The sequence below is a fragment of the Bradyrhizobium sp. I71 genome (assembly GCF_022354745.1).
Taxonomy (GTDB): Bacteria; Pseudomonadota; Alphaproteobacteria; order Rhizobiales; family Xanthobacteraceae; genus Bradyrhizobium; species Bradyrhizobium liaoningense.
The window spans coordinates 2,801,891-2,827,901 of record NZ_CP059398.1; the positions used below are offsets into that span (position 1 = coordinate 2,801,891).

Annotated in this window: 23 protein-coding genes and 1 pseudogene; 4 read left to right on the forward strand and 20 right to left on the reverse strand. The window is 65.6% G+C overall.

Annotation, left to right across the window (positions count from 1 at the left end; genetic code table 11):
- Positions 1–3: 3 nt before the first annotated feature.
- From FJV43_RS13765 to phnG, 4 genes are read right to left on the reverse strand one after another with little or no spacing between them, the layout of a single operon-like run.
- Complete coding sequence (locus FJV43_RS13765; protein ID WP_239627715.1) at positions 4–894, reverse strand: alpha-D-ribose 1-methylphosphonate 5-phosphate C-P-lyase PhnJ; 891 nt, start codon at positions 892–894, stop codon at positions 4–6.
- Positions 891–1,994, reverse strand: coding sequence for a carbon-phosphorus lyase complex subunit PhnI (locus tag FJV43_RS13770; RefSeq protein WP_239627717.1), 1,104 nt, complete (start codon positions 1,992–1,994; stop codon positions 891–893). The genes FJV43_RS13765 and FJV43_RS13770 overlap by 4 nt, the downstream gene beginning before the upstream one ends.
- Positions 1,995–1,997: 3 nt before the next feature.
- A complete protein-coding gene (gene phnH, locus FJV43_RS13775; RefSeq protein ID WP_239627719.1) occupies positions 1,998–2,606 on the reverse strand; it encodes a phosphonate C-P lyase system protein PhnH in 609 nt (202 codons plus the stop codon).
- A gap of 4 nt (positions 2,607–2,610) precedes the next feature.
- Positions 2,611–3,075 carry a phosphonate C-P lyase system protein PhnG gene (phnG, locus tag FJV43_RS13780; RefSeq protein WP_239629416.1) on the reverse strand — a complete coding sequence of 155 codons (465 nt, stop codon included), beginning with the start codon at positions 3,073–3,075 and terminating at the stop codon, positions 2,611–2,613.
- Positions 3,076–3,181: 106 nt separating this feature from the next.
- Here phnG and phnF point away from each other — a divergent pair, with 106 nt between their 5' ends.
- Entirely contained in the window at positions 3,182–3,910 is a 729-nt protein-coding gene (gene phnF, locus FJV43_RS13785) for a phosphonate metabolism transcriptional regulator PhnF (RefSeq protein WP_239627720.1), read from the forward strand.
- A 132-nt stretch (positions 3,911–4,042) separates the two neighbouring features.
- Here phnF and phnE (FJV43_RS13790) read toward each other — a convergent pair whose 3' ends face one another.
- From phnE (FJV43_RS13790) to phnC, 4 genes are all read right to left on the reverse strand, one after another.
- Positions 4,043–4,891 (reverse strand): phosphonate ABC transporter, permease protein PhnE, encoded by an 849-nt coding sequence (phnE, locus tag FJV43_RS13790; RefSeq protein ID WP_239627722.1) that lies wholly within the window; start codon positions 4,889–4,891, stop codon positions 4,043–4,045.
- Entirely contained in the window at positions 4,888–5,772 is an 885-nt protein-coding gene (gene phnE, locus FJV43_RS13795) for a phosphonate ABC transporter, permease protein PhnE (RefSeq protein ID WP_239627723.1), read from the reverse strand. The genes phnE (FJV43_RS13790) and phnE (FJV43_RS13795) overlap by 4 nt, the downstream gene beginning before the upstream one ends.
- Positions 5,773–5,844: 72 nt before the next feature.
- The gene (gene phnD, locus FJV43_RS13800) at positions 5,845–6,780 is read right to left on the reverse strand and encodes a phosphonate ABC transporter substrate-binding protein (RefSeq protein ID WP_061881189.1); all 936 of its coding nucleotides are present in this window, start codon (positions 6,778–6,780) and stop codon (positions 5,845–5,847) included.
- A gap of 66 nt (positions 6,781–6,846) precedes the next feature.
- Positions 6,847–7,656 carry a phosphonate ABC transporter ATP-binding protein gene (gene phnC, locus FJV43_RS13805; RefSeq protein ID WP_239627725.1) on the reverse strand — a complete coding sequence of 270 codons (810 nt, stop codon included), beginning with the start codon at positions 7,654–7,656 and terminating at the stop codon, positions 6,847–6,849.
- A gap of 173 nt (positions 7,657–7,829) precedes the next feature.
- Between phnC and FJV43_RS13810 the strand changes: the two genes are divergently transcribed.
- From FJV43_RS13810 to FJV43_RS13820, 3 genes are read left to right on the forward strand one after another with little or no spacing between them, the layout of a single operon-like run.
- Positions 7,830–8,501 carry a chloramphenicol acetyltransferase gene (locus FJV43_RS13810; protein ID WP_239627727.1) on the forward strand — a complete coding sequence of 224 codons (672 nt, stop codon included), beginning with the start codon at positions 7,830–7,832 and terminating at the stop codon, positions 8,499–8,501.
- Positions 8,498–9,691 (forward strand): alpha-D-ribose 1-methylphosphonate 5-triphosphate diphosphatase, encoded by a 1,194-nt coding sequence (locus tag FJV43_RS13815; protein WP_239627728.1) that lies wholly within the window; start codon positions 8,498–8,500, stop codon positions 9,689–9,691. The genes FJV43_RS13810 and FJV43_RS13815 overlap by 4 nt, the downstream gene beginning before the upstream one ends.
- Before the next feature lie 18 nt (positions 9,692–9,709).
- The gene (locus tag FJV43_RS13820) at positions 9,710–10,408 is read left to right on the forward strand and encodes a DUF1045 domain-containing protein (protein WP_239627730.1); all 699 of its coding nucleotides are present in this window, start codon (positions 9,710–9,712) and stop codon (positions 10,406–10,408) included.
- Positions 10,409–10,417: 9 nt separating this feature from the next.
- Here the strand turns inward: FJV43_RS13820 and FJV43_RS13825 are convergent, their stop codons facing one another.
- The 12 genes and pseudogenes from FJV43_RS13825 to FJV43_RS13880 form a co-directional block, all read right to left on the reverse strand.
- Positions 10,418–11,005 carry a hypothetical protein gene (locus tag FJV43_RS13825; RefSeq protein WP_239629418.1) on the reverse strand — a complete coding sequence of 196 codons (588 nt, stop codon included), beginning with the start codon at positions 11,003–11,005 and terminating at the stop codon, positions 10,418–10,420.
- 83 nt (positions 11,006–11,088) lie between these two features.
- Positions 11,089–12,489 carry a selenium-binding family protein gene (locus tag FJV43_RS13830; RefSeq protein ID WP_239627732.1) on the reverse strand — a complete coding sequence of 467 codons (1,401 nt, stop codon included), beginning with the start codon at positions 12,487–12,489 and terminating at the stop codon, positions 11,089–11,091.
- A gap of 296 nt (positions 12,490–12,785) precedes the next feature.
- Positions 12,786–13,727, reverse strand: a complete 942-nt coding sequence (locus tag FJV43_RS13835) for a dihydrodipicolinate synthase family protein (RefSeq protein WP_239627733.1) — start codon at positions 13,725–13,727, stop codon at positions 12,786–12,788.
- Between the two features lie 125 nt (positions 13,728–13,852).
- Positions 13,853–15,934 (reverse strand): methyl-accepting chemotaxis protein, encoded by a 2,082-nt coding sequence (locus FJV43_RS13840; protein WP_239627735.1) that lies wholly within the window; start codon positions 15,932–15,934, stop codon positions 13,853–13,855.
- A 113-nt stretch (positions 15,935–16,047) separates the two neighbouring features.
- The gene (locus FJV43_RS13845) at positions 16,048–16,818 is read right to left on the reverse strand and encodes an enoyl-CoA hydratase (protein WP_239627736.1); all 771 of its coding nucleotides are present in this window, start codon (positions 16,816–16,818) and stop codon (positions 16,048–16,050) included.
- Entirely contained in the window at positions 16,815–17,264 is a 450-nt protein-coding gene (locus tag FJV43_RS13850; RefSeq protein ID WP_239627738.1) for a MarR family winged helix-turn-helix transcriptional regulator, read from the reverse strand. Before FJV43_RS13850 ends, FJV43_RS13845 begins: the two co-directional genes overlap by 4 nt.
- A gap of 31 nt (positions 17,265–17,295) precedes the next feature.
- Positions 17,296–18,954: pseudogene (locus FJV43_RS13855) on the reverse strand (tannase/feruloyl esterase family alpha/beta hydrolase).
- Between the two features lie 92 nt (positions 18,955–19,046).
- Positions 19,047–20,501, reverse strand: coding sequence for a GntP family permease (locus FJV43_RS13860; RefSeq protein WP_239627739.1), 1,455 nt, complete (start codon positions 20,499–20,501; stop codon positions 19,047–19,049).
- Positions 20,502–20,504: 3 nt separating this feature from the next.
- Positions 20,505–21,524 (reverse strand): patatin-like phospholipase family protein, encoded by a 1,020-nt coding sequence (locus FJV43_RS13865; protein WP_239627741.1) that lies wholly within the window; start codon positions 21,522–21,524, stop codon positions 20,505–20,507.
- Positions 21,525–21,730: 206 nt separating this feature from the next.
- Positions 21,731–22,981, reverse strand: a complete 1,251-nt coding sequence (serA, locus tag FJV43_RS13870; RefSeq protein ID WP_239627742.1) for a phosphoglycerate dehydrogenase — start codon at positions 22,979–22,981, stop codon at positions 21,731–21,733.
- A 276-nt stretch (positions 22,982–23,257) separates the two neighbouring features.
- Positions 23,258–24,490, reverse strand: a complete 1,233-nt coding sequence (locus FJV43_RS13875; RefSeq protein ID WP_239627743.1) for a rhodanese-like domain-containing protein — start codon at positions 24,488–24,490, stop codon at positions 23,258–23,260.
- A gap of 108 nt (positions 24,491–24,598) precedes the next feature.
- Positions 24,599–25,888: a DUF1963 domain-containing protein gene (locus FJV43_RS13880; protein WP_239627745.1), complete on the reverse strand. Its 1,290-nt coding sequence runs from the start codon at positions 25,886–25,888 to the stop codon at positions 24,599–24,601.
- Positions 25,889–26,011: the final 123 nt, after the last annotated feature.

Here is a 26,011-nt window from a genome sequence, read left to right on the forward strand (position 1 = left end):
TGATCAACCATGTGAGCCCGCCTTTTCCCTGTACGGCGCAGCGCTGAGACTGCCGTGATGGCCGGCGGCCTGGCGGCCCTCGCAATAATCGGTGTCCGAGCAGACGAACATCCGCCCGCCCTTGTCGTCGGTGACGATCTCATCGAGATAGGAATTTTCCGCCCCGCAGAGCGCGCAGGGCGCGTTGAAGCGGTAGGGCTCGAACGGGTGATCCTCGAAATCGAGCGAGACCACCTGCGTATAGGGCGGGATCGCGTAGATGCGCTTCTCGCGGCCGGCGCCGAACAATTGCAGCGCGGGAGAATTGTCCATCTTGGGATTGTCGAATTTCGGCGTCGGGGACGGATCCATCACGTAGCGCGCGTTCACCTTCACCGGATAGGCGTAGGCGGTCGCGATGTGGCCGAAGCGGGCGATGTCCTCGTAGAGCTTCACGTGCATCAGGCCGTACTCGGCGAGCGCGTGCATGCGCCGCGTCTCGGTCTCGCGCGGCTCGAGGAAACGCAACGGCTCGGGGATCGGCACCTGATAGACCAGCACCTGGTTTTCCCTCAGCGCCATCTCCGGGATGCGGTGACGAGTCTGGATCACCGTCGCCTCCGCCGTCGCGGTCGTCGTCGCAACGCCCGCGGTCTTGGCGAAGAACTTTCGGATCGAGATCGCGTTGGTGGTGTCGTCGGAGCCCTGGTCGATCACCTTCAGCACGTCCTGGGGACCGAGGATCGCGGCGGTGACCTGCACGCCGCCGGTGCCCCAGCCATAGGGCATCGGCATTTCGCGGCTGGCGAACGGCACCTGATAGCCGGGAATGGCGATCGCCTTCAGGATCGCACGGCGGATCATCCGCTTGGTCTGCTCGTCGAGATAGGCGAAGTTGTAGGCGGGCGCGTTCATTCCGCGGCTTCCTTCATGGCATCAGGCGCATTGGCATCCGCGAACTCCTGCCGCAGCTTGCGCAACAAGCCGAGCTCGGACTGGAAGTCGACATAGTGCGGCAGCTTCAGATGCTCGACGAAACCGGTCGCCTGGACGTTGTCCGAATGCGACATCACGAATTCTTCGTCTTGCGCAGGGGCGAGTGCCTCCTCGCCGAGCTCGCGGGCCCGCAATGCGCGATCGACCAGCGCCATCGACATGGTCTTGCGCTCGCTCTGGCCGAAGGCAAGACCGTAGCCGCGAGTGAAGCACGGCGCTTCCGTCGCAGAACCCTTGAACTGGTTGACCATCTGGCACTCGGTCAGTTCGATCGAGCCGAGCGGCACGGCGAAGCCGGCGTCTTCCGCGATGAATTCGACCTCGACCTCGCCGAAGCGGATCTCGCCCGCGAAGGGGTGGTTGCGGCCATAGCCGCGCTGGGTGGAATAGCCCATCGCCAGCAGGAAGCCTTCGTCGCCGCGCGCAAGGTTCTGCAGGCGCAGGTCGCGATCCGCCGGGAAGTTCAGCGGCTCACGGGTAAGATCGCCGACGCTGGCGCCGTCCTCGGCTTGGGGCGAGGATTCGATCAGCCCGTCGCGTCCGAGAATGTCGGTCACGCGCGGCGTTGGCGCGGTGGGCGCTTCAGCCGTCGCTGGCGCGTCGGGAACGAAGCCTTCGGCGAGCGAGGGGTCGAGCAGGCGATGGGTATAGTCGAAGGTCGGCCCGAGGATCTGCCCGCCGGGAATGTCCTTGAAGGTCGAGGACACGCGCCGCTGCACCCGCATGGCGCCGGTGTCGACCGGCTCGCTGGTGCCGAAGCGCGGCAGGGTGGCGCGGAAGGCGCGGACCAGGAAGATCGCCTCGATCAGATCGCCGCGCGCCTGCTTGATTGCGAGCGCCGCGAGCTCGCGATCGTAGAGCGAGCCTTCGCTCATGACGCGGTCGACGGCGAGGCCGAGCTGCTCGGAGATCTGGTCGAGCGTGACCTCCGGAACGCTCTGGTCGCCGCGCCGCTTATGCGCGAGCAGGCGATGGGCGTTCTCGATGGCGCGTTCGCCGCCCTTGACTGCGACATACATGCTTCAGCTTCCCTTGTTCACGACGCGCGTGGTGCGCGGGATCGCAACCACGGCGTCATCGGCGACCAGCACCACGTCGATGCCCCGCGGAAACAGCGCCTCGTTGATCCGCAGGCGCTCGAACAGGTCGAAAGGCCTGATCGACGCCTGCAGCGTCGCGACCCCGTCGATGCCGGGGCCGCGCAGCTCGAAGCTGCGCCCGGAGGCAAGGCTGTCGACCTGAATGATCACCGTCGTCGAACGATCCGGATATTCGCTCGTCCCGAGCGCAAACCGGTCGAACGGCGGAAGCGCCGTGCCGTCGCTGATCAGCGCAAAGCTCGCGATCGAACAATCCCGCACCACCGGCGCGCCGGTATGAAATTTCAGCCATTTCACCAGGTCGGAGCTCTCCACCATCCGCGCATCGAGCCAGAGCGGCGTGTCGTGGTCGAACAGCGTGAGCGCGATTGCGGCGGTGCCGCGCATCATCGGCCCCGGCGCCCCCGCCATCGGCACGATGCGCTGAACCGAGCCCGGCCGCGCCATGGCGTCCATAACGGAGCGAAAGGTCGATTGTGCCGACAGCACCTTGTCGGCAAAACCCGGCGGCAGTTCCGCAATCGTGGTCATGATCTCAGCCCTCACCGCGCACCATGGTGTAGAAATCAACCTTCGTCGCGGCGGTCTCGGCCGCCGCCTGCTTGCGCCGAATCATAAGCTGCTCTCGCAAGGGCGCGATGACACCCCGCTCCACCGCGCCGCCGTAATCACGGGACTGGACCAGCGCATCGCACAACGCGATCAGCCGCGCCTTGTCTCCGTCACGGCCGAGCGTGTAGCCGAACCCGACCTCGCCGCTCGCAAGCCGCACCGCGGCACGCGACACCGTCGCCTCGCCGAGATTGAACGGCGCGCCGTCGCCGCCGACCCGGCCGCGCAGCATGACGAGGCCGTTTTCGGGCGCCCGCAGATCCTGATGGGCCGGAAGGGCCAAGTTGCGGAGGCGAGCGGCGATCTCGCCCGCCTCCGCTTGCGCCAGCACCGCCATCGCGGCTCTGCGCTGGGCTTGCTGATTGTTGTGCTGCGTCACCTGGTCCACCGAACTTGCCGCATCGAAGTTGTCTATGATAATAGACAACTTCATACGGATACGCCATGACTGTTTCGTGACAATGATGTGATTTCTGGGGTAGGTTTCCCGCGACATGAGCATGCAGGACACAGCCTCCTCGGGCGTCGCGCTATGGCGCCTCGTTGCCGACGGCATCGAGCGCGGCATCGCCGACGGCCGCTTTGCGGCCGGCGACAAGCTGCCGGGCGAGATGGAGATCGCCGAAACCTATCGCGTCAACCGCCACACCGTGCGGCGTGCGCTGGCTGCGCTCGCCGAGCGCGGCCTGGTGCGGGCCGAGCGCGGCAGCGGAACCTATGTCGAGGCGCAGAAGCTCGCCTATCCGCTGCGCTCGCGCACGCGTTTTTCCGAGATCGTCGGTGCGGGCGGCCGGGAACCGCATGGGCGGCTGATCGATGCGACCGACGATGTCGCGACGCGCGAGCTCGCGCGGGAGCTGGGACTGAAGACCGGCGCGCCTTTGATGCGGATCGAGGCGATCCGCCTCGCCGACCGCACGCCGATCTGCGTGTCCACCACCTGGCTGTCGGCGGAACGGTTTCCGGACGCCGGCGCCGTGTTCGCGGCGACGCGCTCGATGACCAAGCTTCTCGCGCATTACGGCGTGCGCGACTATCGCCGCGGCGCGACCCGAATCACGGCCGGCATCGTCGATGCGACCGATGCCTCACGGCTCGATCTGGCGCTGGGCCGGCCGATCCTGGTGGTCGATGCCACCGACAACGATCTCACGGGCAAGCCGCTGCTGACAAAGCACTCGCGCTTCGCGGCGGAACGGGTGGAATTTCTGGTGGAGTCGTAGCTCTTCCCTCTCCCCTTGTGGGAGAGTGCCGTAGGATGGGCAAAGGCGCACTTGCGCCGTGCCCACCCTCTATCCTGTTCTCGGTAGAAAGGGTGGGCACGCTGCGCCTTGCCCACCCTACGGCATCGCCGATCACGCCACAGCCCGCCTGCCGATGATCGCAAAGCGCAGCTTGCCCGAGATGAAATCGATCGCGGCCACCGCAACCAAAATCATCAGGATCAGGAACGAGACCTTCTGCCATTCCAGCACGCGGATCTGCTCGGCGAGCTGGAGGCCGATGCCGCCGGCGCCGACGATGCCGATGATGGTGGCCGAGCGGGTGTTCGATTCGATGAAGTAGAGCACCTGGCCGGCGATGACGGGCAGGACCTGCGGCAACAGGCCGAAGCGGATCTCGTGCAGCGCGCTGCCGCCGGAGGCGCGGATGCCCTCGACCTGCTTCCGGTCGGCGCCCTCGAACGCCTCCGAGAACAGCTTTCCGAAGGCGCCGAAATCCGACACCGCGATGGCGAGCACGCCGGCGAACGGGCCGAGCCCGACCACGTTGATCCACACCAGCGCCCAGATCAGCGTATCGACGCCGCGAATCGAATCCAGGAACCGGCGGACGGGAAAGCGCAGAATGCTCGACGGCACGATGTTGCGCGCCGCCAGCAGGCTCACCGGCAAGGCAAACAGCGCCCCCAGCGTGGTGCCGAGCAACGCGATCGACAGCGTCTCGCCGAGCGCCTTCAGATAAATGGGCAGAGACGAGCCGGGATCGGGCGGGATCATCATCAGGCTGATCCAGCCGAGCTGGCTGAGGCCGGCGAAGAAGCGCGACGGCGAGAAGTCGAGATCGACGAGGCCGTAAGTGAGGATCGCGAACGCCAGGACGATCATGGCGGGCGTCGCGAGCCGCGCCGAGGCCGGCCGCTCGAACACCTCGGGATACCGCGCACGCATCTGCGCGGCATCGACCTCCTGCGGCTTCGTCACGTCCGCGCCTCCTTGCCGAACAGGTGGCCGCGCAGCCAGCCGGTGGCGATGTCGATGATGAAGACCGTGACGACGATGGTGAGCAGGATCGCGCTGACGTCGGAGTAGTAGAATTTGCGGATGGCGACGACGAGTTCCTGGCCGATGCCACCGGCGCCGACAAAGCCCATCACGGAGGCCTCGCGGACGTTGATCTCGAAACGCAGCAGCGCGTAGCTGGCATAGCCCGCGGTCACCTGCGGCACCACGGCAAAGCGCATGCAGGACAGCCAGCTCGCGCCGGTCGAGCGGATACCCTCGACCGGCTTCATGTCGGCGTTCTCGACGATCTCCGAGAACAGCTTTCCGAGCGCGCCGGTGGAGTGGATCGCGATCGCCAGCACGCCCGCCATCGGACCGAGCCCGAAGGCGATGACGAAGACCAGTGCGAACACGATCCCGGGCACCGTGCGGGCGAACTCGAGCAGCCGCCGCACGACGAAGCGCAGCCAGGGCGCGGGCGAGGTGTTTTCAGCCGCGAAGAAGTTCAGGCAGAAGGCGAGAGTCGCGCCGATCAGCGTGCCGACATAGGAGATCAGCAGCGTCTCGCCCAGCATCTTCAGCCATTTGCGCCAGCCCCAGAACCACTCGCCGACATCGGTCCAGACCCGCTGGCCGTTGTCGAGCGTGAGGATGCGGTCGAAATAGCTGAGGAAGTTGCCGAAATAGGTGAACAGCGTGCGCAAATTCACTTCCGCGCCGATTGCGGCGAGAAAGAGCGCGGCGGCGAAGATGACGGCGCCCAGCAACAGGCGGAGCCGCCTGCGCGCAACCGCCTGGCGATAGGCGCCATTGAGCACGGCGAGCTGCTGCTCGGGGAGGATCGAAACCGCTGTCGTCATCTGTCGAAACAGGTCCGGTCAAAGAAAGAGCCGGGTCCTTGGGACCCGGCTCAGGTGCATCGTCCCAAAAACTCAGGACGCCTTCTTTTTACGCAGCGCATCGACGAACTTGATCAGCTCGATCGTGCCGTCCCAATCCTTGGTGGTGGCGTGATTGAAACCCTTCTTCTGGCCGTCCTGGAGGCGATCGAACGCCGCCTTATCCTTCGCCGGCGCGTCGAAGAAGGCCTTCGCGATGGCCGCCTTGGCGTCGTCCGGCAAGTCGGAGTTGTAGGCGTAGGGACCGTTGATGATCGGTGCCGACTTGTGGACGATGCGGAAGTCGTCCTTCTTCATCGCCGAGCCGTCGGCATTCTTCAGCATGCCCTTGGTCAGCATTTGGGCCAGCGTCGAATCGTCGTCGGTGGTCCACTGGTTGGCCGCGACGTCGACCGTTCCCTGCGCCAGCGCCAGCATCGCGTTCTCGTGGCTGCCGGTGAAGACGACCTTGCTGAAATAGGTGTCGGCGTCGTGGATGCCCATCTTGTCGAGCTCGAAGCGCGGCACGTTGTTGCCCGACGTCGAGTTCGGATCGACCAGGCCGAGGTTCTTGCCCTTGAGGTCGTCGATCTTCTTGTAGGCGCTGTTCGCCTTGACGAAGAACACCGAATAATAGCCGGTGGAGCCGTCGGCGTTGATGTCGTTGGCGAAAGCGTCGGTCTTGACGCCGGTGAGGCGGGCGCGGGCGAACGAAGCCGAGCCGTAGCTCGCAATATGGATGTTGCCGGCGCGCTGGCCTTCGATCACGGCGGCGTAGTCGTTGGCGATGCGCAGCGTGACCTTCACGCCCAGTTCCTTGGAGAGATAGGTCATGAACGGCGCCCAGCGCTCGGTGACGCCCGAGGCGTTCTCGGCCGGCACGACCGCGAAGGTCAGCTCGGGATATTTGGTCTTCCAGTCGCTCGCCGAGGCGGAGGCCGTGAACGCGAGCGCGGCGGCGCCGGCAAGGACTAGTCTGCGAGTGATCATGATACCCTCTTCATCGGTTGGGGTCGGTTGACGCAAGAACTTGCAATTCAAAGGATGCGCCGCGGCTCAGGCCGCAGCGGCCGTTCCGAGCGCCGGGACGCCGGCGGACGCGGGCACAGGCATGCCACCCATGGCCTCGTTGGCCTCGAGATCGTAGAGCTCGCGCGCAACCTGGTCGGTCAGCGCGGACGGCGCGCCGTCGAACACCACGCGGCCCGCGGCCATGCCGATCAGGCGGTCGCAATAGCTGCGGGCGAGATCGAGCGAATGCAGGTTGCAGAGCACGGTGATGCCGAAATGCTTGTTGATGCGCAGCAGCGCATCCATCACGATCTTGGTGTTGCGCGGGTCGAGCGAGGCGATCGGCTCGTCGGCCAGAATAATATCGGGCTGCTGCACCAATGCGCGGGCGATCGCCACGCGCTGCTGCTGGCCGCCCGAGAGCTGATCGGCGCGCTGGGCGGCGAGCGAGGCGATGTCGAACTGTTCCAGTGCGGACATCGCCAGCGCCTTGTCCTGCTCGGGCCAGGCCTGCAGCAGCGAGCGCCAGGCCGGCATCGTCGCGAGGCGTCCCATCAGCACATTGGTGAGCACGTCGAGCCGGCCGACCAGGTTGAACTGCTGGAAGATCATGGCCGAACGGGCACGCCACTGCCGCAGCTCCTTGCCGCGCAACGCGGTGACGTCGAGGCCGTCGAACAGGATGCGGCCCTGCGACGGTGTCGCAAGGCGGTTGATCGTCCGCAACAATGTCGACTTGCCGGCGCCCGAGCGCCCGATTACACCGACGAAGCCGCCGGGGGAAACCTCAAACGAAGCGTCGTCCACCGCGGCTTTCACGCCGAAGCGACACGTCAGACCATCGACCACCAGCATGCAGGGCTCCAGAGTAGCTGGAGGCAACCGCTAACGTCCATGCTTAACACTTGTGTGACAGCGCCGTTGCAGTGCGGCGATCCTGCGCGCTTCATCCCCTGTCATCTCGCCGTCATGACACCGTCATCAAGCCGCTCGAAGAGGAACGCCCGCCCTCGCAGCTCGGATGCAACATGGCCGCCAAAGCTCTTTCGGTTCAGCCGACCATCGACCCCTCGGCCAAACTGCATGAGACCCGGCTCGGCGCCTATACCGAGGTTGGCGCGCGCACGATCCTGCATGAAGTGGCGATGGGCGATTACTCCTATGTCGTCAACGATTCGCAGATCACCTACACCACCATCGGAAAGTTCTGCTCGATCGCGGCGATGACGCGCATCAATCCCGGCAACCATCCGATGCACCGCACGACACAGGCGCACTTCACCTACCGCTCCAGCGCCTATTTCGAGGGTGAGAGCGACGATGCCGAGTTCTTCGACTGGCGGCGCCAGCATCATATCCATATCGGCCACGACGTCTGGATCGGCCATGGCGCGATCGTGTTGCCGGGTCGCAACATCGGCACCGGCGCGGTGATCGCCGCCGGCGCCATCGTCACCAAGGACGTGCCGGCCTACACCATCGTCGCCGGCAATCCGGCCCGTATCGTGCGGCGACGGTTCTCGGAGGAGATCGCCGGGCGCCTTGCGAAGCTCGCCTGGTGGGACTGGGATCACGACAAATTGCGCGAGGCGCTGCCCGATTTCCGCAAGCTCGGGATTGAACATTTTCTTTCGACATACGAAGCACGGGCGAGCTCTCTCACCAATCCCCCTGCCAGCAAACGAAGCGCGATCGCGTGACAGACATATTCCTCGAAGGCGGCCGGGCCCTGATCGGCGCCGAATTCGCCGAAACCTCGCTTCTCGTGTCCGGAACGGATATTGCACAGGTCGATGCTTCGCGCGGCCGTTCGCGGCTGGCGATCGATGCCCGCGACCTGCTGGTGCTGCCCGGCATCGTCGATTTGCATGGCGATGCCTTCGAGCGACAGATGATGCCGCGCGCCGGCGTCGATTTTCCGATCGACGTCGCGCTCGCCGACAGCGACCGCCAGGCGATCGGCAACGGCATCACCACCGTCTTTCACGCCACGACCTGCTCCTGGGAGCCGGGCCTGCGCAGCGCCGACAATGCGCGCGGCCTGATGGAGGCGATCGAGCGGCAGCGTCCGCAATTCGCCGCCGACACCCGCTTCCATCTGCGGCACGAGACCTACAATCTCGACGCCGAGGCCGAGATCGCCCAGTGGCTCGCCGAGGGCCGCGTCGACCTGTTCGCCTTCAACGACCACATGGACGGCACCGTCGCCGACATGTCCAAGCCGCGCAAGCGCAACCGCATGGTGGAGCGCACTGGCCTTTCGAGCGAGGAATTCGACCGGCTGGTCGAGCGCGTGGTTTCGCGCGCCGATGAGGTGCCCGCTTCGGTGTCGCGCCTCGCCGCTTCTGCCCGCGCGGCCGAGGTGCGGATGCTCTCGCACGACGACGCGACGCCGGCGATGCGCCGGGAATTTCGCGAGCTCGGCGCTGACATCGCGGAGTTTCCGATCAACGAGGAGACGGCCCGGGCGGCGGCAAGCCACGGCGATGCCATCGTCTATGGCGCGCCGAACGTCGTGCGCGGCGGCAGCCACACCGGCTGGACCAAGGCCTCCGACATGATCGCCAAGGGGCTCTGCTCGGTGCTGGCCTCGGATTATTATTATCCCGCGCAGCTGCTCGCCGCGTTCCGGCTCGCCGCCGATGGCGTGGTGCCGCTGGCACAGGCCTGGGATCTGGTCTCCGCCGGCCCGGCGCGCGCGACCGGCCTTGCCGATCGCGGCATGCTCGCGGAGGGACGCCGCGCCGACATTCTCCTCGTCGACGACAGCGTGAAGCTGCGGCCGCGGCTGATCGCGGTGATCTCAGGCGGCAAGCTCGTGCATCTCACCGACGCGACAAGGCTGCTCACTGCTGTGGCGGCGCCGCGCGAGGCTGTCGCCGCGGCTTAAATTGGCTATGCTGAGGTGATGACAGGTTTCCCCCGCTACGCGATCTATTTTGCCGCCGGCGCCGACGGCGCCCTCTCCCGCTTCGGCGCCGAGCTGCTCGGCTATGACGCCCACACGGGCGACGAGGTGCCGTTTCCGCCCGAGGCGCTGCAGATTGCTCCGGACTGGCGCGACATCACCGCCGATCCCCGCAAATACGGCTTTCACGCCACGCTGAAGGCGCCGATGGCGCTGGCATCGGGCAGGACCGAGGCCGAGCTCATGGCGGCCTGCGCGACGTTCGCCGGCCAATCGCGGACAATTCCAGTGATCCGGCCCGTCGTCGATACCATCAGCGGCTTCATTGCCGTCATTCCCGCCGAGCCGGTTGACGAGATTCAGCAATTTGCCGCCGATTGCGTCCGTGAATTCGACTCCTTCCGCGCGGTTCTCACCGCGGAAGATCGTGCGCGGCGCAAGCCCGAAAAACTCACCGAGCGGCAGCGCGATTATCTCGACCGTTGGGGCTACCCTTACGTGATGGAGGAATTCCGCTTCCACATGACGCTCACCGGCCGGCTGGATGCAGAGCGCCGCGGGCCGATTCTGGAGATGTTACGGGCCCGGTTTGCGTCGCTTCGTCTCGGCGCGCTGGCGATCGACCGCCTCGCACTGTTCAAGCAGGACGAGGCGAAGGGTCGTTTCCGCATCGTCGGCGAGTGGGCGCTGACGCGATAGGCCTCACAGTCAGCTCGCAAGATTGAAGGCGAGCGCCACGGCGCCGACCAGGACGAGGCTGGTCGCCCAGACCGCATCCAGATTGAACCAGCTTCGCGAGACGAACCTCAACCCCAGATAACGGTAGACCAGCCAGGCCAGACACCCGCCGGCGCTGACCATGGCGGCAACGTGCACCAGGGACACCAGCGCCGCCATCCCGACGCTTGCCTTCATCAACTCGCCCGCCGCCTCATGTCCGGCATCGAGCTCGAAGGCCTGGCAAAGCCCAAGATAGATCGGCACGAGCATCAAGGCGGCGCCGTGCGCAATGGCGACGGCAAACGACCAGAGCACCAATTGCGTCGGCGGAATTCGTGCCAGCGCGCGGGGATGGCGCCGAACGATCAACCGATAGACGCCGAAGCCGATGACGAGAAGGCTCGCGACTAGCTGGATCGGACGCTGCCACTCCGCCAGCACGAGCAGGAACGCGAATGGCAGCAGCACGAGAAACGTTGCGAGCAGATGCCCGGCGGACAGGGCCCACAAGGCGCGGAAAAGCGCACGCGGGCTCTTGTCCATGAGCCCGGCCGAAACGGCGAGCGGCCAGCCCATGCCCGGATTGACCCCGTGGTAGAGACCGCTCGCAACAAGCGCGAGCCACAGCCAGCCGAGTGCCGGGCTCGCGTGCTCCCAATCTAGACCGACGGATAGCAAAAGGAATCCGTCGAACAATCGCCGCCCTCGAGCCTGATCTGGTGCGCACGATATCCGTCGGGGAAGCTCACGAAATAATCCTTGTCGAGCTCAAGGCCGCCATTGCGACCGACATTGGCCATGACCTCCACGCCCGGAACTCCATCAGGATAGAACTGGTCATCCCAGGTGGAATAGAGCGAGTTGGTCCAGTAAACGCGCCTGCCGTCGCGGCTGATCTCGACCATCTGCGGACCCGCCGCAAATGCCTTGCCGTTCGGATGAGGCGTGCGGCGCGCGATACCGCCGATGTGGACCGAGCCCGCAAGCTTCGGCTTGCGCGGATCACTGACGTCGTACTGGCGCATTTCACCCGTGCCCCAGCACGAGACATAGAGAAACCGGTCATCCATCGACAGGTCGATGTCGGACACCAGCGGCGGCACGGCGCCAAATCCCTGGAGCAGCGGCGGGAGTTTCTCCTTTGGCGCGGGCTCGGGTGGGATCGTCGCGGTCTTCTCCGCATGGAATTTCCCGCCTTCTCGCCACCACGTCCAGATCGATGCTTCGAGATTCGTGGTGTCGACCACGACGCCGACGAAGCCGTACTCGCGAACCGGATCGTGCGCCGGTCGTACCTCCAGCGCCATTTGGTGATTGGCGCCGAGGTCGATGGTCTGGACGTTGCGACGTGCGCGAAGATCCCAGAAGTGGAGACGATGTCCGTATTTGTTCGCGAGCAGATCTTCCGGGACGATCCCGTTCTCGAACTGCGGCGGCAAGGCCCATTCGCTCGTCACCATGTAGTCGCGCGGCAGATTCCACCAGAAATCATAATGCAGCGTCTGTGGACCGCGGTCGATCTCCCATCGTCCGAGGACCTCGAAGGTCTCGCAATCCATGATGAAAATGCCGGGAGGGCCGTCGGTACCGTCCTTGCCGCCGCCGCCGAGCGTGCTCACGTAGATGCCGTCCGGCCCGCAATGGATCGTGTGTGGCCGCGAGTAGCCGGTCTTCTTGAAGACTTCCTCTGGCTCGATGATCTTGTGGATCTTGGCTTTGGTCGGGTCGGGCTTGGTATCGATGATGTAGATGCGCGACGAGCGCAGCCCGGGAATGATGAGATAGCGCCGCTCGATGAAGGCGTGTCCGGCGAGCGGCGACAAGGCGGAGGAGCACGCATTCCAGCCGAAATGATGAAACTCATCGCCCTTGTTGGGCATCGTCACGGTGTGGACGATCTGGCTATAGGTCGGCGATCCCGGCTTGACGTCGATGACCGCGAGAGCATCCGGCTTTGAGAAGTCCGGACTGAGCAGCAACGTGTAGGCAAAGTTCTCCGCAGGTGCTTCCATCGCAAGCCTGGGCGATGCGTGAAAGGTGGGATCCGGCCTCATCGTCATGGCACTGCCTCCCTGTTCTGTCGGTTTGCGCCAACCTGACCTGGGATAACGGCATCGTGAAGAGGTATTGCGCGAGGTCTCGACTGCTCCGCAGAGTCTGGTTGGTCAGCGCACGATACTTGATCGCGGGGTCCGGGGGAACTGGCGGAATTGCGTCAATTCGAAACCTCTAGCCGAAATGGCCGGCCCCATCATTGCGGGCGCAGCGAGACAATCCAGACCGTCTCCGCGGAACCGGTCTGGTCGCTTCGCTCCTCGCAATGACGACGGAAAGGCTGAATTTCGGCGGGAGAAGGTTACCTCCCCCACCGCAGCGCCAGTGCATCGCGCTCCCTGGCGAGTTCCAGCAATCCCGCGCGCGTTGCCGGATGCAGCGGCTGGAGCGGATGCCGCACGGCTTCCGACTTGATCACACCGCCGGCCTGCATCATGACCTTGCAGGCGATCAGGCCGCATTGGCGGTTCTCGTAGTTGATCAGCGGCAGCCAGCGCTCATAGGCGGCCTTCGCTTCCTCGCGCTTACCGGCGAAATAGGGATCGATGATCTGGCGGATGCCGTCGGGATAGCCGCCGCCGGTCATGGCGCCGGTGGCGCCGGCGTCGAGATCGGCCAGCAGCGTGATCGCCTCCTCGCCGTCCCAGGGGCCTTCGATATCGCTGCCGCCCGCCTCGATCAGGCTGCGGAGCTTCGAAGCCGCGCCTGCTACCTCGATCTTGAAATAGCGGATGTTGGCGAATTCGCGCGCCAGCCGCGCCAGCAGCTCGACCGAGAGCGGCGTGCCGGCCACAGGCGCGTCCTGGATCATGATGGGGATGTCGATCGCGCCCGAGAGCACCTTGAAGAATTCGACGATGCCCTTCTCGGGGACACGGAAAGTCGCGCCGTGATAGGGCGGCATCACCATCACCATGGCGGCGCCGGCCGCCTCGGCCTGCTTGCTGCGCGCCGCGCACACGGCCGAGCTGAAATGCGTGGTGGTCACGATCACGGGAACCCGGCCAGCCACATGTTCCAGCACCGCATGCATCACGGCCTCGCGCTCGGCGTCGGTGAGCACGAACTGCTCGGAGAAATTGGCGAGGATGCAGATGCCGTGTGAGCCGGCATCGATCATGAAATCGATGCAGCGGCGCTGGCCCTCGAGATCGAGCTCGCCGCGCTCGTCGAAGATGGTGGGCGCGACCGGGAACACACCGCGATAGGGGCGCTGGGCCTTGTGTTGTGGCGCGACCGGCATCGAACTCTCCATCCCTGATATGTCTTACGTCTTTCTCAGCACCCGCGGAGCGAGGCGCCACAGATGTACCCGCCACGCGGACCGACGGCAATGCCCGCGCGACGTTGGATGGTGAGAGAACGAAACTACGCGGTCTTCACGGCTCCCAGGAAGCCCTCGACCGCCACGCGCAGGCGATCGGCGTCGGCCGACATCTTCTTGACGGACTCCGACAGCACCGTGCCGGCGTTGCCAGTCTCCTGGTTGAGCCTCGCGACGCTGCCGATGGTGTCGGTCACCTCACGGGTGCCTTGGGCGGCCTGCTGGAAGTTGCGCGAGATCTCCGTGGTCGCCGCCCGCTGCTGCTCGACCGCAGCCGCAATTGCCGTCATCTTCTCGTCGATGCCGCCGATGGCGCCGCCGATCGAGCGGATCGCGGCGACGGCCTGGCCGGTGGCGCCCTGGATCTCCTCGACCTGGCGCGAGATCTCTTCCGTCGCTGCCGCGGTCTGGGACGCGAGGCTCTTGACCTCGCCCGCGACGACGGCAAAGCCGCGGCCGGCCTCGCCCGCACGCGCGGCTTCGATGGTGGCGTTCAGCGCCAGGAGGTTGGTCTGGGCCGCAATCGCGTTGATCATCTTCACGACCTCGCCGATGCGGCTCGCGGTCTGGTCGAGGATCTCGACCGTCGCGTTGGTCTGCTCGGCCTGCGCCACGGCCTCGCGGGCCTCGCGGGCGCTCGACTGCACCTGTGCGGAGATTTCGCCGACGGATGCGGAGAGCTCCTCGGTCGCGGCCGCGATGGTCTCGAGATTGTTGGTGGCCTGCTCGGCGGCGGACGAGACCGCGGCGGTCTGGCTGCTGGAGTCCGAGACCAGCGAGCGCACACCGGTCGCGGTGGCGTCGAGCTCCCGCGTCGAGGCCACGACGCTCTGGATGACCGCCTGCACCGTGTCGTCGAAACTGCGGCAGGCGGCATCGACGGTGCCTGACCGGGCGAGCTGAAGCGCCTGTTGCGATTCACGTTCCCGGCCCAGCCGTTCCGCGGTCGCCGCGCTCTCGCGCAGGCTCTCGAGCGCGGCGGCCATGGTGCCGAACTCGTCGGGGTGGCGGGATTGCGGAACCGGCGTCGCATAATCGCGCGCGCCGATGCGCGCGATGGCATCGAGGATGGCGCGCACCGGACGCATGAGGCGATGGCGCACCACGAACACGCCGGCCACGGTCACGGCCAGCGCGAGCAGGAATGCGAACGACTGCACGATGAGGTTGGTGAGCGCTTTCGCCTGAACCGCCTCCGCGCGCGCGATCGACAGGTCGAGCGCCTTGTTGGCGACCGCGACGATGGACGCGAAGGGCGACTGGCACAGCGCATTCCATTCCGAGGCGGGCATCGCGGGACGGCCGCTGCCGTCGAAGTTCCCGGTCAGTTCGCCGATCTGCTTGAGAACCCCGTCGGTCCTGGCGCGGGCCTCTCTGGCCGTGTTGACGAGATCCGCCGTCACATCAGGCGCAGCCAGCAGTTCTTCCATGCCCGCCCATCCGGCAGTGATGGTGCCATTCCATCCGGCCACGGTCTGCTTCTGGGTCTCGTCGAGCGGCTTTGAGCCGTTGACGTTCGGGCGCAGGGTCGAGCACTGGATGCCGTAGCGATCACGCACCTGCCAGGCGAGCCGGCGGGCCTGGATCATGCGGGCAATGAAGGGATCGTTCATCCAGGCGCGGTTCGACACCGCGGTGGACGCGAGGTTCGCGGTCTCGATCACCTTGGTGACGGAATCGTACCAGGGTGCGGTGCGCTCGACCTTGCGTTCCGCGCGCGGCAACCTGGCTTCGTCGTAGAACAGCTGGAACTTCGGCGCGGCCTCGCTCCAGCGCTGCTTCAGCGTGCCGGCGAGTTCGTCGCGCCGCGCGAATTCGACGGTCGAGAGCGCGGCGGCGATGGCGTCGAAACCGGCCTGCTCGGCCTTCTCGGCGGCGCCGAGCTTGGCGCGCGGATCGTCCTCGCCCAGCAGCGCGCTCTGGGCATCGCCGCGGTTGTTGCGCAAGGCCAACACGCCTTGGAAGATCGCCTTGTCGGCATTAGCGAGCCGCTCGGTCTCCAGGCTTTCGCTGTAGCGGCTGAAGGCCCCACCCATCTGAATGGCCGTGCTGGTCAGCGCACCGACGGCCAGTAGCGCCATCAGAACCAGGAGGAGCGTGCTTACCGATTTCTTAAAAATTGACATGGAGCAAAAGACCTACTCGCCACGAGCGGTCATCCTGCACGGGGACATGCCAAAGTTTCGTTAAGGTTTATTTCAAATGATATGGACCTCGGCCACTCTGTCGGGAGATCGCCTCACGCCACCTTCGTGAAATCCGGCGGGCGGCGCTCGGCGAACGCCGTGAACGCCTCGCGTGCTTCGGCGGTGCGCAGGCGCTGCGCGAACTGCTCGCCTTCGGCCTGCATCTGGGCGACCAGCGCCTCGCCGTTGCGCATCAGCTTCTTGGTGGCCGTGAGCGCGCCGAGCGGCTGACGGGCGAGACGCTGCGCGAGGGCGAGCGCCTCGGCATCGAGCTTGTCGAGCGGTACCACACGGTTGGCAAGGCCCCATTCCAGCGCCGACTTGGCGGGCACGGTCTCGCCAAGCGCGAACATCTCATAGGCGCGCGCATAGCCGATGCGCGCCGGCATCAGCAGGCTGGAGGCGGCCTCCGGCACCAGGGCAAGGCTGACGAACGGCGTCGACAATTGCGCGTTGTCGGCGAGCACGACGAGATCGCAATGCAGCAGCATCGTGGTGCCGACGCCGACGGCACGACCCTGCACGGCTGCGACCAGCGGCCGGGTGCAGCGCGCCAGTGACTGGATGAAGCGCACGACGTTGCGGCTGCCTTCGGACTTGCCGGCTGCGACCGCGGCGAATTCGCCGACGTCGTTGCCGGCGGTGAACATGTCGCCCTCGCCGCGAATCAGGATCACGCGAGCGGACGGATCGAACTCGGCGGATTCGATTGTGTCCGCCAGCTTGCCGTACATCGCATCGGTCAGCGCGTTCTTCTTGTCGGGACGCGCCAATGTCAGGGTGAGAATTCCGCCGTTGCTCTCGATTCGGACGTGCTCGGTCATTCGTCTGCTCCTCTTGGAAACTTGTCCTGAATGCTCGTCAGCCAGCGTGCGACGATGTCGATCTCCGCGGCCGTAAATCCCTCCGTCAGCGTCGCGTTGACCTCCGCCGCCGAGGTCTTCGCCTGCGCCAGCGCGCTGCGCCCCTTGGGCGTCAGCCAGATGCGCCAGGCGCGGCCATCCTCGCGATCGGCGCGGCGCTCGATCAGTCTTGCGGCAGCGGTGCGGTCGACCAGGCCGGAAATGCCGGCCGGCCCCATATCGAGCGCCGCGCCCGCCTCGCCGATCAGGACGCCGTCCTGCTTGCCGAGGATGAACAGCAGCCCGGCCTGCGCCGGCGTCACCGTACTCTGCGGCTGCGCCGCCATCCAGCGCTGCAGGCGCCGGTGCGCGACGCTCAGCAGGTAGATCAGCCGATGATGCTTCGCTGCGGCCTCATTATTTCGCATGCGAAGTATATAGCCGGACACGGGGCGATTGTCAAACCGGCCGTTTCGCTATGGCGCACAGGAACGCCTCCTTCACCGCACCCGCCTTGTAGTGCGGCCAGGCCGGCCAACGGCACAGCGGCAGTGCGCGCAGCGTCGCGAACGACGGCGCCTCGACCTTCTGCTCGCTGACTTCGAGATCGCCGGGCGCCTTGCCGTTCTCGACCCAGTCGACCAGCACGCTCAGCATGTCGACATTGGCCGGCGCGCCGGAGCCGACATGGTCGACACCGGGCGCGGTGTAGAGCCGCGCGAATTCCGCCGTCTCGGCCTTGCCCATCCTGCGTTCGACGCTCTCGAAATAGCGGATGCCGGCATAGGGGCTCTGCGCATAGTCGGCCATGTGCTCGAGCATGATCAGACGGCCGCCGCCTATCCGGAAGCGGCTGAGGTCGGGATCGGTCGAATCCATCAGCTTCGAGACCTCGAGCAGCCGCGCCTTGTAGTGCTCCACGTTGTAGGTGGTGACATCGAGCTTCGGATCGCGCGCGAAGACATATTGAATGCCGCCGGCTCCGTAGATCCAGGCGATGCCGTTGTTGGGCGCAGGCGGCTGCGCCGGCGGCGCGGTGCCGAGCCACCACGCGACCCAGCCGCCGGTCGGCCCGATCGCTGGCGTGTCCTCGCCCGAGACGCCCCAGCACGGATAGTCGTCGAGGCCATTGGCGAGCGCGAACGGGAATTTGTAGGTCGCATGCAGCGTGTTGATCGCCTTGATCTGGGGATCGGTGAGGCACTGATCGCCGCCCTGGCCCGCCGCGCAGCGCAGAGTCTCGACCTTGAATGCCGCCTTGCAGGCGACCGGATCCTGCACCAGCGCATCGTCGGAGCCGTCGGCCTTGTCGCAGGCCGCCCGCACGGCATCGCCGACCAGCTTCACCTGCGCCGGATTGATCCAGCCCTCCCCCATGGTCACCAGGCCCGAGCGCGTTCCGGCATGCTGCAGGCCGACCCAGTTGATGACAGGCACCCGCGCGAAGATCCCGTCGAAATCATCGGGGTAGCGCTACGCCATGGTCAGGCCTTCGCGGCCGCCTTCGGACGAACCCATGAAGTACATCTTGTCCGGCTTCTTGCCGTAGGCGCGCTGCATCAGGACCACGGCCACGTCGCGCACCTTCTTGTAGGCGCGATGGGCGAAGTTCTCGAAGGCCTCGTCGTTCAACGCAAACAACTGCGGCGGCTCGCCCGGCCTGGATTCGTGGCCGGAGTCCGTGCCGTAGGTGACGAAGCCGCGCGCGAGCGGCGACGGCTTGTCGAAGGGATAGGCCGGCGGCAGCGCAAGGCCGGTGATCAGCACGCCATTGAAACCGCCTCCGCCATATTGCAGCGAGCGGCCGTTCCATTCGACGGGGAGGTTGACCTGGAATCTGATCGGCGGCGCCTTGGGATCGGTGGGGTCGATATGGCCGAGCACCTTGCAGAAGCGCGGATTGGCCGGCGTGATGCGCCCGGACGGGGTCGGCCCACGTTCGGCAACAGCGGGAGTCGATGGCGACTGAAACGTCGCGGCATCGATCTTCACGGCATCGGTGCCGCCGACCAGCCCCTTGCAGACCGTCTCGGCATCCTCCGCCAACGCACCGCTCGCGCTCATTGCGGCCGCAGTACCCACGAACCATGCACACAGATTCGCTCTGTTTCGCTTCATCGTTTCCAGCCGGCTTGTTCTGTTGCGTTCGGAAGTTGGCCGGATTCAATGCAACCTTCGCCCGTCCGTCAATCGCTGACGCCGGCTTTCCGTCAGAACGAGCCCAGCGCAGTGCCCAGGGCGATCACCGCCACCAGCGCCAGGAGCGAGGTCACGATGCCCACCATGACGATGTCGAAATAGCTGTCGCGATGGGTCAGGCCGCAGATCGCGAGCAGGCTGACCACCGCACCGTTGTGTGGCAGGATGTCCAGCGTGCCCGCGCCGATCACCGCCACGCGATGCATCAGCGCAAGGTCGATGCCGGTCCGCGCGGCAAGCTCGACGTAGGTCGGGCCGAGGGCGTCGAGGGCGATGGTCAGGCCGCCCGATGCCGACCCTGTCAGTGCGGCCAGGATGTTGGTCGCGACGGCGAGCGAGACCAGCGGTCCCCCTTCGATCGCCAGCACCCAGTCGCGCACGATCGTGAACGCCGGCAGCGAGGCCACGACGGCGCCGAAGCCGACGAGGCTGGCGACGCTGAACGCAGGCAGGACCGACGCATTGGCCCCGGCGTCCATCGTCCGGCGTAGCGCCGGCAGGCGCGCCCAGTTCAGCGCGATGGTCGTAACGATGGCGGCAGCCAGCGCCACCGCGACCGACCACACGCCTGCGACGGCCGCAAGCGTCGTGTCACCAAAGCGCGGCTCGGCGAGATAGCTGACATCGAGCCGCGGCAGCACCACCAGCGACATCACCAGATTGACGGTCACGACGACGACGAGCGGCGCCATGGCGTTCAGCACAGGCGATGGCCGCTCGCTGCGATGACCGTGCTGTAGCTCCGCCGGATCGAACTCGCTGGCAGTCGTCGCGCGCTCGCGCACGAGCTCGTCGGCAGCGGCCTGCTCGATCGCGCCCTCGGCATCGTCGCCATAGCCTTCTGCGGCGCGGCGCGCCGCAGCTTCAGCGCGATGCAGCCACCACAATCCGGTGCCGAGCATGATGAGCGAGGCGACGATGCCGAGGCCCGGCGCGGCAAACGGCGTCGTGCCGAAGAACGGCATCGGGATCGCATTCTGGATCGACGGCGTGCCAGGCAGGGCCGACATGGTGAAGGTCGACGTTCCCAGCACGATCGCGGCCGGGATCAGACGACGCGGAATCGAAGCGGCACGAAACAGCGAGCGTGCCATGGGAACGATGACAAAGAACGCAACGAACAGGCTGACACCCCCATAGGTGACCAACGCGCCGGCAAGCACGACCGCCAGGATCACGCGCCGTTCGCCGAGACGCTCCGCCATGAAGCCGGCGACCGACGTCACCGCGCCGCTGTCATCCATCAACTTGCCGAAGACGGCGCCAAGCAGAAAGATCGGGAAGAACTGCGCCAGAAATCCCGCCGCGTTCACCATGAACACCTGGGTCAGGTTCGCGAGCAGCGGCTCACCGCCGAACAGCGCGGCAACGAGTGCGGCGAACGGCGCGAGCAGCAGGACGCTCCAGCCGCGGAAGGCGAACAGGACGAGCAGGCCGAGCCCGACGAGGAGGCCGAGGAGACCCATGCCTCAGCACTCCGACAGCAGGACGTCGAGATCGGCGGTCGAACGACGGCCGATATCCGCGCCGTGCTCGGCGAGGAAGTCGTCCGCGGCCATGCGTCCCTCGGCGCGCAGCATCGAGACGAACTCCCACTCCGCGTTGAGCTTCGAGGAAGCCCCGAACTTCGCCAGCATGTCGCTCTTGATCCGGTGTATCCGCATCTTCGCCCAGCGCGCGCCCTCGCCGCTGCCGGGGTCCGCCGCCTGTCGCAGCAGCGCGATCATGCGCAGCTCCTTCATCAGCGGCGAATTGAATGAGATTTCGTTGAGCCGGTTGAGGATTTCCGCAGCCGTCCGCGGTTCCTCCAGCCGCTCGGTCGGATTGATCTGGACGAGAATGGTGTCATGCGCGTCGCTTTCGCGCACCAGCGGCGTGATCGTCGGGTTGCCGGCAAAGCCGCCGTCCCAATAGGGCTCGCCGTCGATCTCGATCGCGCGGAACATGGTCGGCAGGCAGGCCGATGCCAGCAGCACATCCGCCGTGATCTCCGCGTTGCGGAAGATACGGCCGCGCCCGGTGCGCACCCGAGTCGCGGTGATGAACAGCCGGATCGGCGAGCGCCCGAGGCGTTCGAAATCGATACTCTCGGCCAGCACCGCGCGCAGCGGATTGTAACCGGTCGGATTGAGGTCGTAGGGCGACAGCACGCGCGACATCAAATCGGTGAGGACGTAGAAGGGCGACGTATCGAGGGTCCAGCGCCCCATCAAGCGGTCGAGCGGAGAGCGTTGTAGCGGGCTGAAGGTCGCGGCCTTCGAGACACGGCGCCAGTATCGGTCGAGCGCCTCTCGCGCGCCCTCGGCGCCGCCGGCTGTCCAGCCGTCCGCCAGAACCGCCGCATTCATCGCGCCGGCGGAGGTTCCGGAGATTGCGGCGATCTCCAACCATTTCTCTTCCAGAAGACGGTCGAGCACACCCCAGGAGAAGGCGCCGTGCGAACCGCCGCCCTGAAGCGCGAGATCAATCAGTACGGCGTCCCGTTCCATGGCGGACACTCACGCAACTGAAGCTCAAATTCGACGCGATTTTTGACCGGGCCGAATTCGACGACAGTGTGGGAGTAGTTGCTACAAGTTGCAACCGGAACGTGGGATGATCTGGAGCTATTTTCCGTTCTGATGCGATCGGAACGGAAATGGCTCTAGATTCTGGTTGACGCGTTTTCTTTGTATCCACTTCGCTCCAAGACGCTTTAGTGCTCGAACACCAGCCGCGCGCCGATGGTGCCGTCGAGGGCGCGGATCTGCTGGAGCAGCTCGCCGGAGTCCTGGCCGCCGAGATCGGCGTCGAGCACGACATAGCCGAGGTCGCCGGCGGTCTCCAGATATTGCGCGGCGATGTTGATGTCGCGCTGGAGGAAGACCTCGTTCAGCCGCCGCAGCATGCCCGGCACGTTGCGATGGACATGGCTGAAGCGAGCGCCGGAGGGGCGAAGATGCAACTGCACTTCGGGGAAGTTCACGGCGCCCATGGTCGAGCCGGTGATGAAATAGTCGACCAGCTTGCGAGCGACCTCGCCGCCGATGCGCTCCTGGGCCTCTTCGGTCGAACCGCCGATATGCGGGGTGAGGATGACGTTCTCCAGGCCCTGGACCGGACTCTTGAAGCGATCCGCGTTGGAGGAGGGCTCGACCGGAAACACGTCAATGGCCGCGCCGGCGAGATGCCCCTCTCGCAATGCGGCGGCAAGTGCATCGAGGTCAACCACGGTGCCGCGGCTGTTGTTGATCAGGAACGAGCCGGGCTTCATTGTCCGCAGCTCTTTCTCGCCGATCATGCCGGCCGTTTCCGGCGTCTCGGGCACGTGCAGACTGACGACGTCGCTCTGCGCCAGAAGCTCACTCAGCTTCTCAACGGGCTCGGTATTGCCGTGACGAAGCTTGTCGGTGCGGTCGAAGTAGATCACGCGCATGCCCATGGCTTCGGCCAGCGTCGAGAGCTGCGAGCCGATATTGCCGTAGCCGACGATGCCCAGCGTGCGGCCGCGCACCTCGCGGCTGCCGGTCGCCGACTTGTCCCAGCCTCCCTGATGGGCCGACACCGAGCGCGGAAAGATCCGCCGCAGCAGCATCACGATCTCGCCAATCACGAGTTCGGCGACGCTGCGCGTATTGGAGAACGGGGCATTGAACACGGGAACACCACGCTTGCGCGCAGCCAGGAGATCGACCTGGTTGGTGCCGACGCTGAAGCAGCCGACGGCGAGAAGCTGGTCCGATGCCGCGAGCACCTCATCGGTGATCTGAGTCCGCGAGCGGATGCCGAGCAGCGATACGCCCTTGATCGCCCGCCGCAGATCCTCACCGTCCAGCGCCTTGGTCAGCCGCTCGACGTTGGTGAAACCCGCGCTCCTGAACAGGTCCACGGCGCTGTCATTGACGCCTTCGAGCAGCAGCGCCTTGGCGCTTCGCTCAGGGCTTTGGCTTGGGGCTGAGGCTGGCATGGAATCTCCGTAAGTCACAGCTTTTGCCGCAGCTCTTAGACCGCGGACGGCGCACGGCACAATAGGGCTTGCATAGGGGAAGAAGATGGCGGGAGCCCGTCACGCCTGCGTCGGCAACTCCGCCATGTGAGGCTGAGCCCTGTGGTGCGAAAGCACCGCGGGGCGAGCCTCGAAGGATCCACGGCCGAGCTGGCAGCCGGGCCGTCGCCCTTCAAGTACCACTAAAGGAGCTGACACCTCAGGGGGACGGAGACGGGTTCGCGCCCGTCGTCGCCATCAGATCACGTAGAACCCATGCGTGCCGTCGCGGCGGAGCTGCTCGACGAGGCCGTATTCCCAGTCGAGATAGGCCTGCATCGCAGCTTCGGCCACATCAGTGCCTTCATAGGGCCGGCGGTAGCGGTGTGCCGGATCCGGCTTCGGCAGGATCTGCGGCGGGCCGACCTCGAGCGCACCGTCATAGCCGCCCTCGAGCACATAGACTTCCCAGCCCATCTGCGCCAGCCAGGACGCCGTCATGTCGGCACGAACGCGCTTGTCGTCGGTCAGGAGAATGCGTGCGCCGCGCACGGGCGCGGCCATGTCGGTCTCCTGGACGAGCTGGCCGCCGGGATAATGCCGGAAACCGGGGAGATGGCCGGCCGCATATTCCTCAGCGTCGCGCACGTCGAAGCGATAGAGCGTACGATGGGTCTGCGCGGCAAGCGCCGAAATCTCGTTCGCACCGATATGGCGAACACCTGCGCGGTAGGCGACATCGCGGGCATTGGCCGGTCCGCCCTCGAACGGGCCGATTGTGCCGCGCCTGTCAGCGCCGTGATCGAGCTGATGCCGCGCCAGCGTCCAGCCGATGGTGCCGTTGCGCAGCGCGCGCACCCTGTTGGGCACGCCGGCATTGATCAGTGACTGGGTGCCGATGATCGAGCGGGTGCGGCCGGCGCAGTTGACGATGATCGTCGTCTCGGGATCGGGTGCGGCTTGCCCTGCCCGCAACACCAGCTCCGCGCCGGGCACGCTGACCGAGCCCGGAATGTTCATGGTCGCATATTCGTCGAAACGGCGGACGTCGAGGATGGCGATGTTGGCCTTGTCGGCGATGAGTTTGGCCACCTCGTCGGCGCTGAGCGAGGGCGTATGGCGTCGCGACTCGACCAGTTCGCCGAACGCCTTCGAGTAGGAATTGACGTCCTCGAACACCTCAAAGCCCGCCGCGCGCCAAGCCGTCAGCCCGCCCTCGAGCGCGCTGATGTTGGTGTAGCCGAGCGCGGCGAGACGTTCGGCGCCGGGCCCGACCAGCCCATCACCGCCATCATAGAGCACGATCGCCACATCCTTGCGCGGCAGCCTGACCTCGGCCTCGACTGCAATCCGATCCACGGCCATGTTGGCGGCGAACAGCGGATGTCCGGTCGCGAAGGCGGCCTCGTATCTAAGGTCAAGCAATGCGATCTCCTCGCGCAGCAGCAGCGCGCGGCGGATGTCGGCGGGCGTAACGGTGGGAAGCTTCATGGCGAGGACCTTTGGGAACAGGGCCAGGAGCTTTTGAACCATTGCGACGGAGTTGGCTAGCTATATCGGAGAACAGGACAATCGCGAAGTCTCCGCACAAACATCAGATCAGTCGCATTCGTATGTGGCAACGACTTGCGAAAAGTCACGCCGGTCGAGAGCATCCCGATCAATCCAAAAATGCAGCACACCGCCGACGTCGGAGTGCCAATTGAAGAACGCAGGATCGCCTTGTATCTGGAGCAATAACATGTCCTCAAGATGCACCTCGGTCGCATCCTGCGGGCCGCTGCCGTATCCCAGCATCTGGTGAAGCGCCGTGCTGAAGCGGCGGCGCCGCCCATCTTCCACAGTCGGCGTCTTCCAATGATTCTGCCGCGCGAGATTCGCAACATGGCTGAGAGGGGCATCATCGCAGGCATCAGCATGTTGAGTCGCCATGCAACGAATCGTGTGGTTGATGGCATTACCCAGGTCCGCCGGGAGTTCGCTCGTATATGTGCGCACCTGCCCGTCCAGCTTCTCGTGGGCTCGCACGACGTCGAACCACCAGAACCTGAAGGCCGCTTTTGTGTCCGGATCGACGCCATCCATCGGCGTCAGCGCCCGACACCGCTCAAGCCAGCCGATCGCACCGGCACGAAGGCGCTTCAATTCCGCAGTTACATCGTCGGTGTGCGGCTTGTCATGATATCCACCCCTCAGGTCGCGTTGGACGTGCGACAATACCGACCGAACCACATAGGTGATCAAGAGCCAGTTGAAGGGCCAATCCTCGTCCTTCGCGTATCCGGCCGAACCTCGAAATTGAAGCAGATCGTCCTCCGGCGGCTGCCCCGGACCGAGTGCCTTGCACAATTCCTTGATCATGAGCTCACCTCCGACGGTGTCGGAGTGGAAATAAAAGTCGCGGAACAGCCGGAACGAAAGCGGGTACTTGAACTCGACCTTGGAATGAAAATCGAGCGCCGGATCGAGCCACTTGACCTGGGCATCGCCGTGGGCGCCTGCCAGCGGCATCAGATTTGGCGGCGGAGCACGGTCAGGATAGGCACTGCCGTCGGTGGGGCTATAGAGTACACGGCAAGGTGGACGCCCTTCGCCGACGAATACCGAGCTGCAGAAGAAGTAGAGCGTTCCTCGATCCGGAAGCGGCGACCAACCCGAACCAGGCATCTCGGCCAGATCAATCTGAGCCACGAAGGTCAGCCCAACCGTTTCAAGAGTTTCGTTTGCTCTGACTTGCCCCGTCGGCCATTCGAATTGCGGAGGCAGCTTGGGAAGACCGCCGAAGAAGCTCCGCGCAGGATGGGCAAGGGGCACGGGCAGATCGCTACGTCGGACGAGCACCGCGGGGAGCGCCGTTTCCTCAATCTCGTCTCGTTCCGACCGTGCCATCAAGCCCTCCCGCGACCTTCGCGTGCATCGATGCCATCTCGGGAAGCCGCAGACAAGTGCTGCCGCGTTCTCTGCGAAACTCGGGGGTCGCTGTGCCGTGCGGCGGGCTGTTCGGGGCCGCTG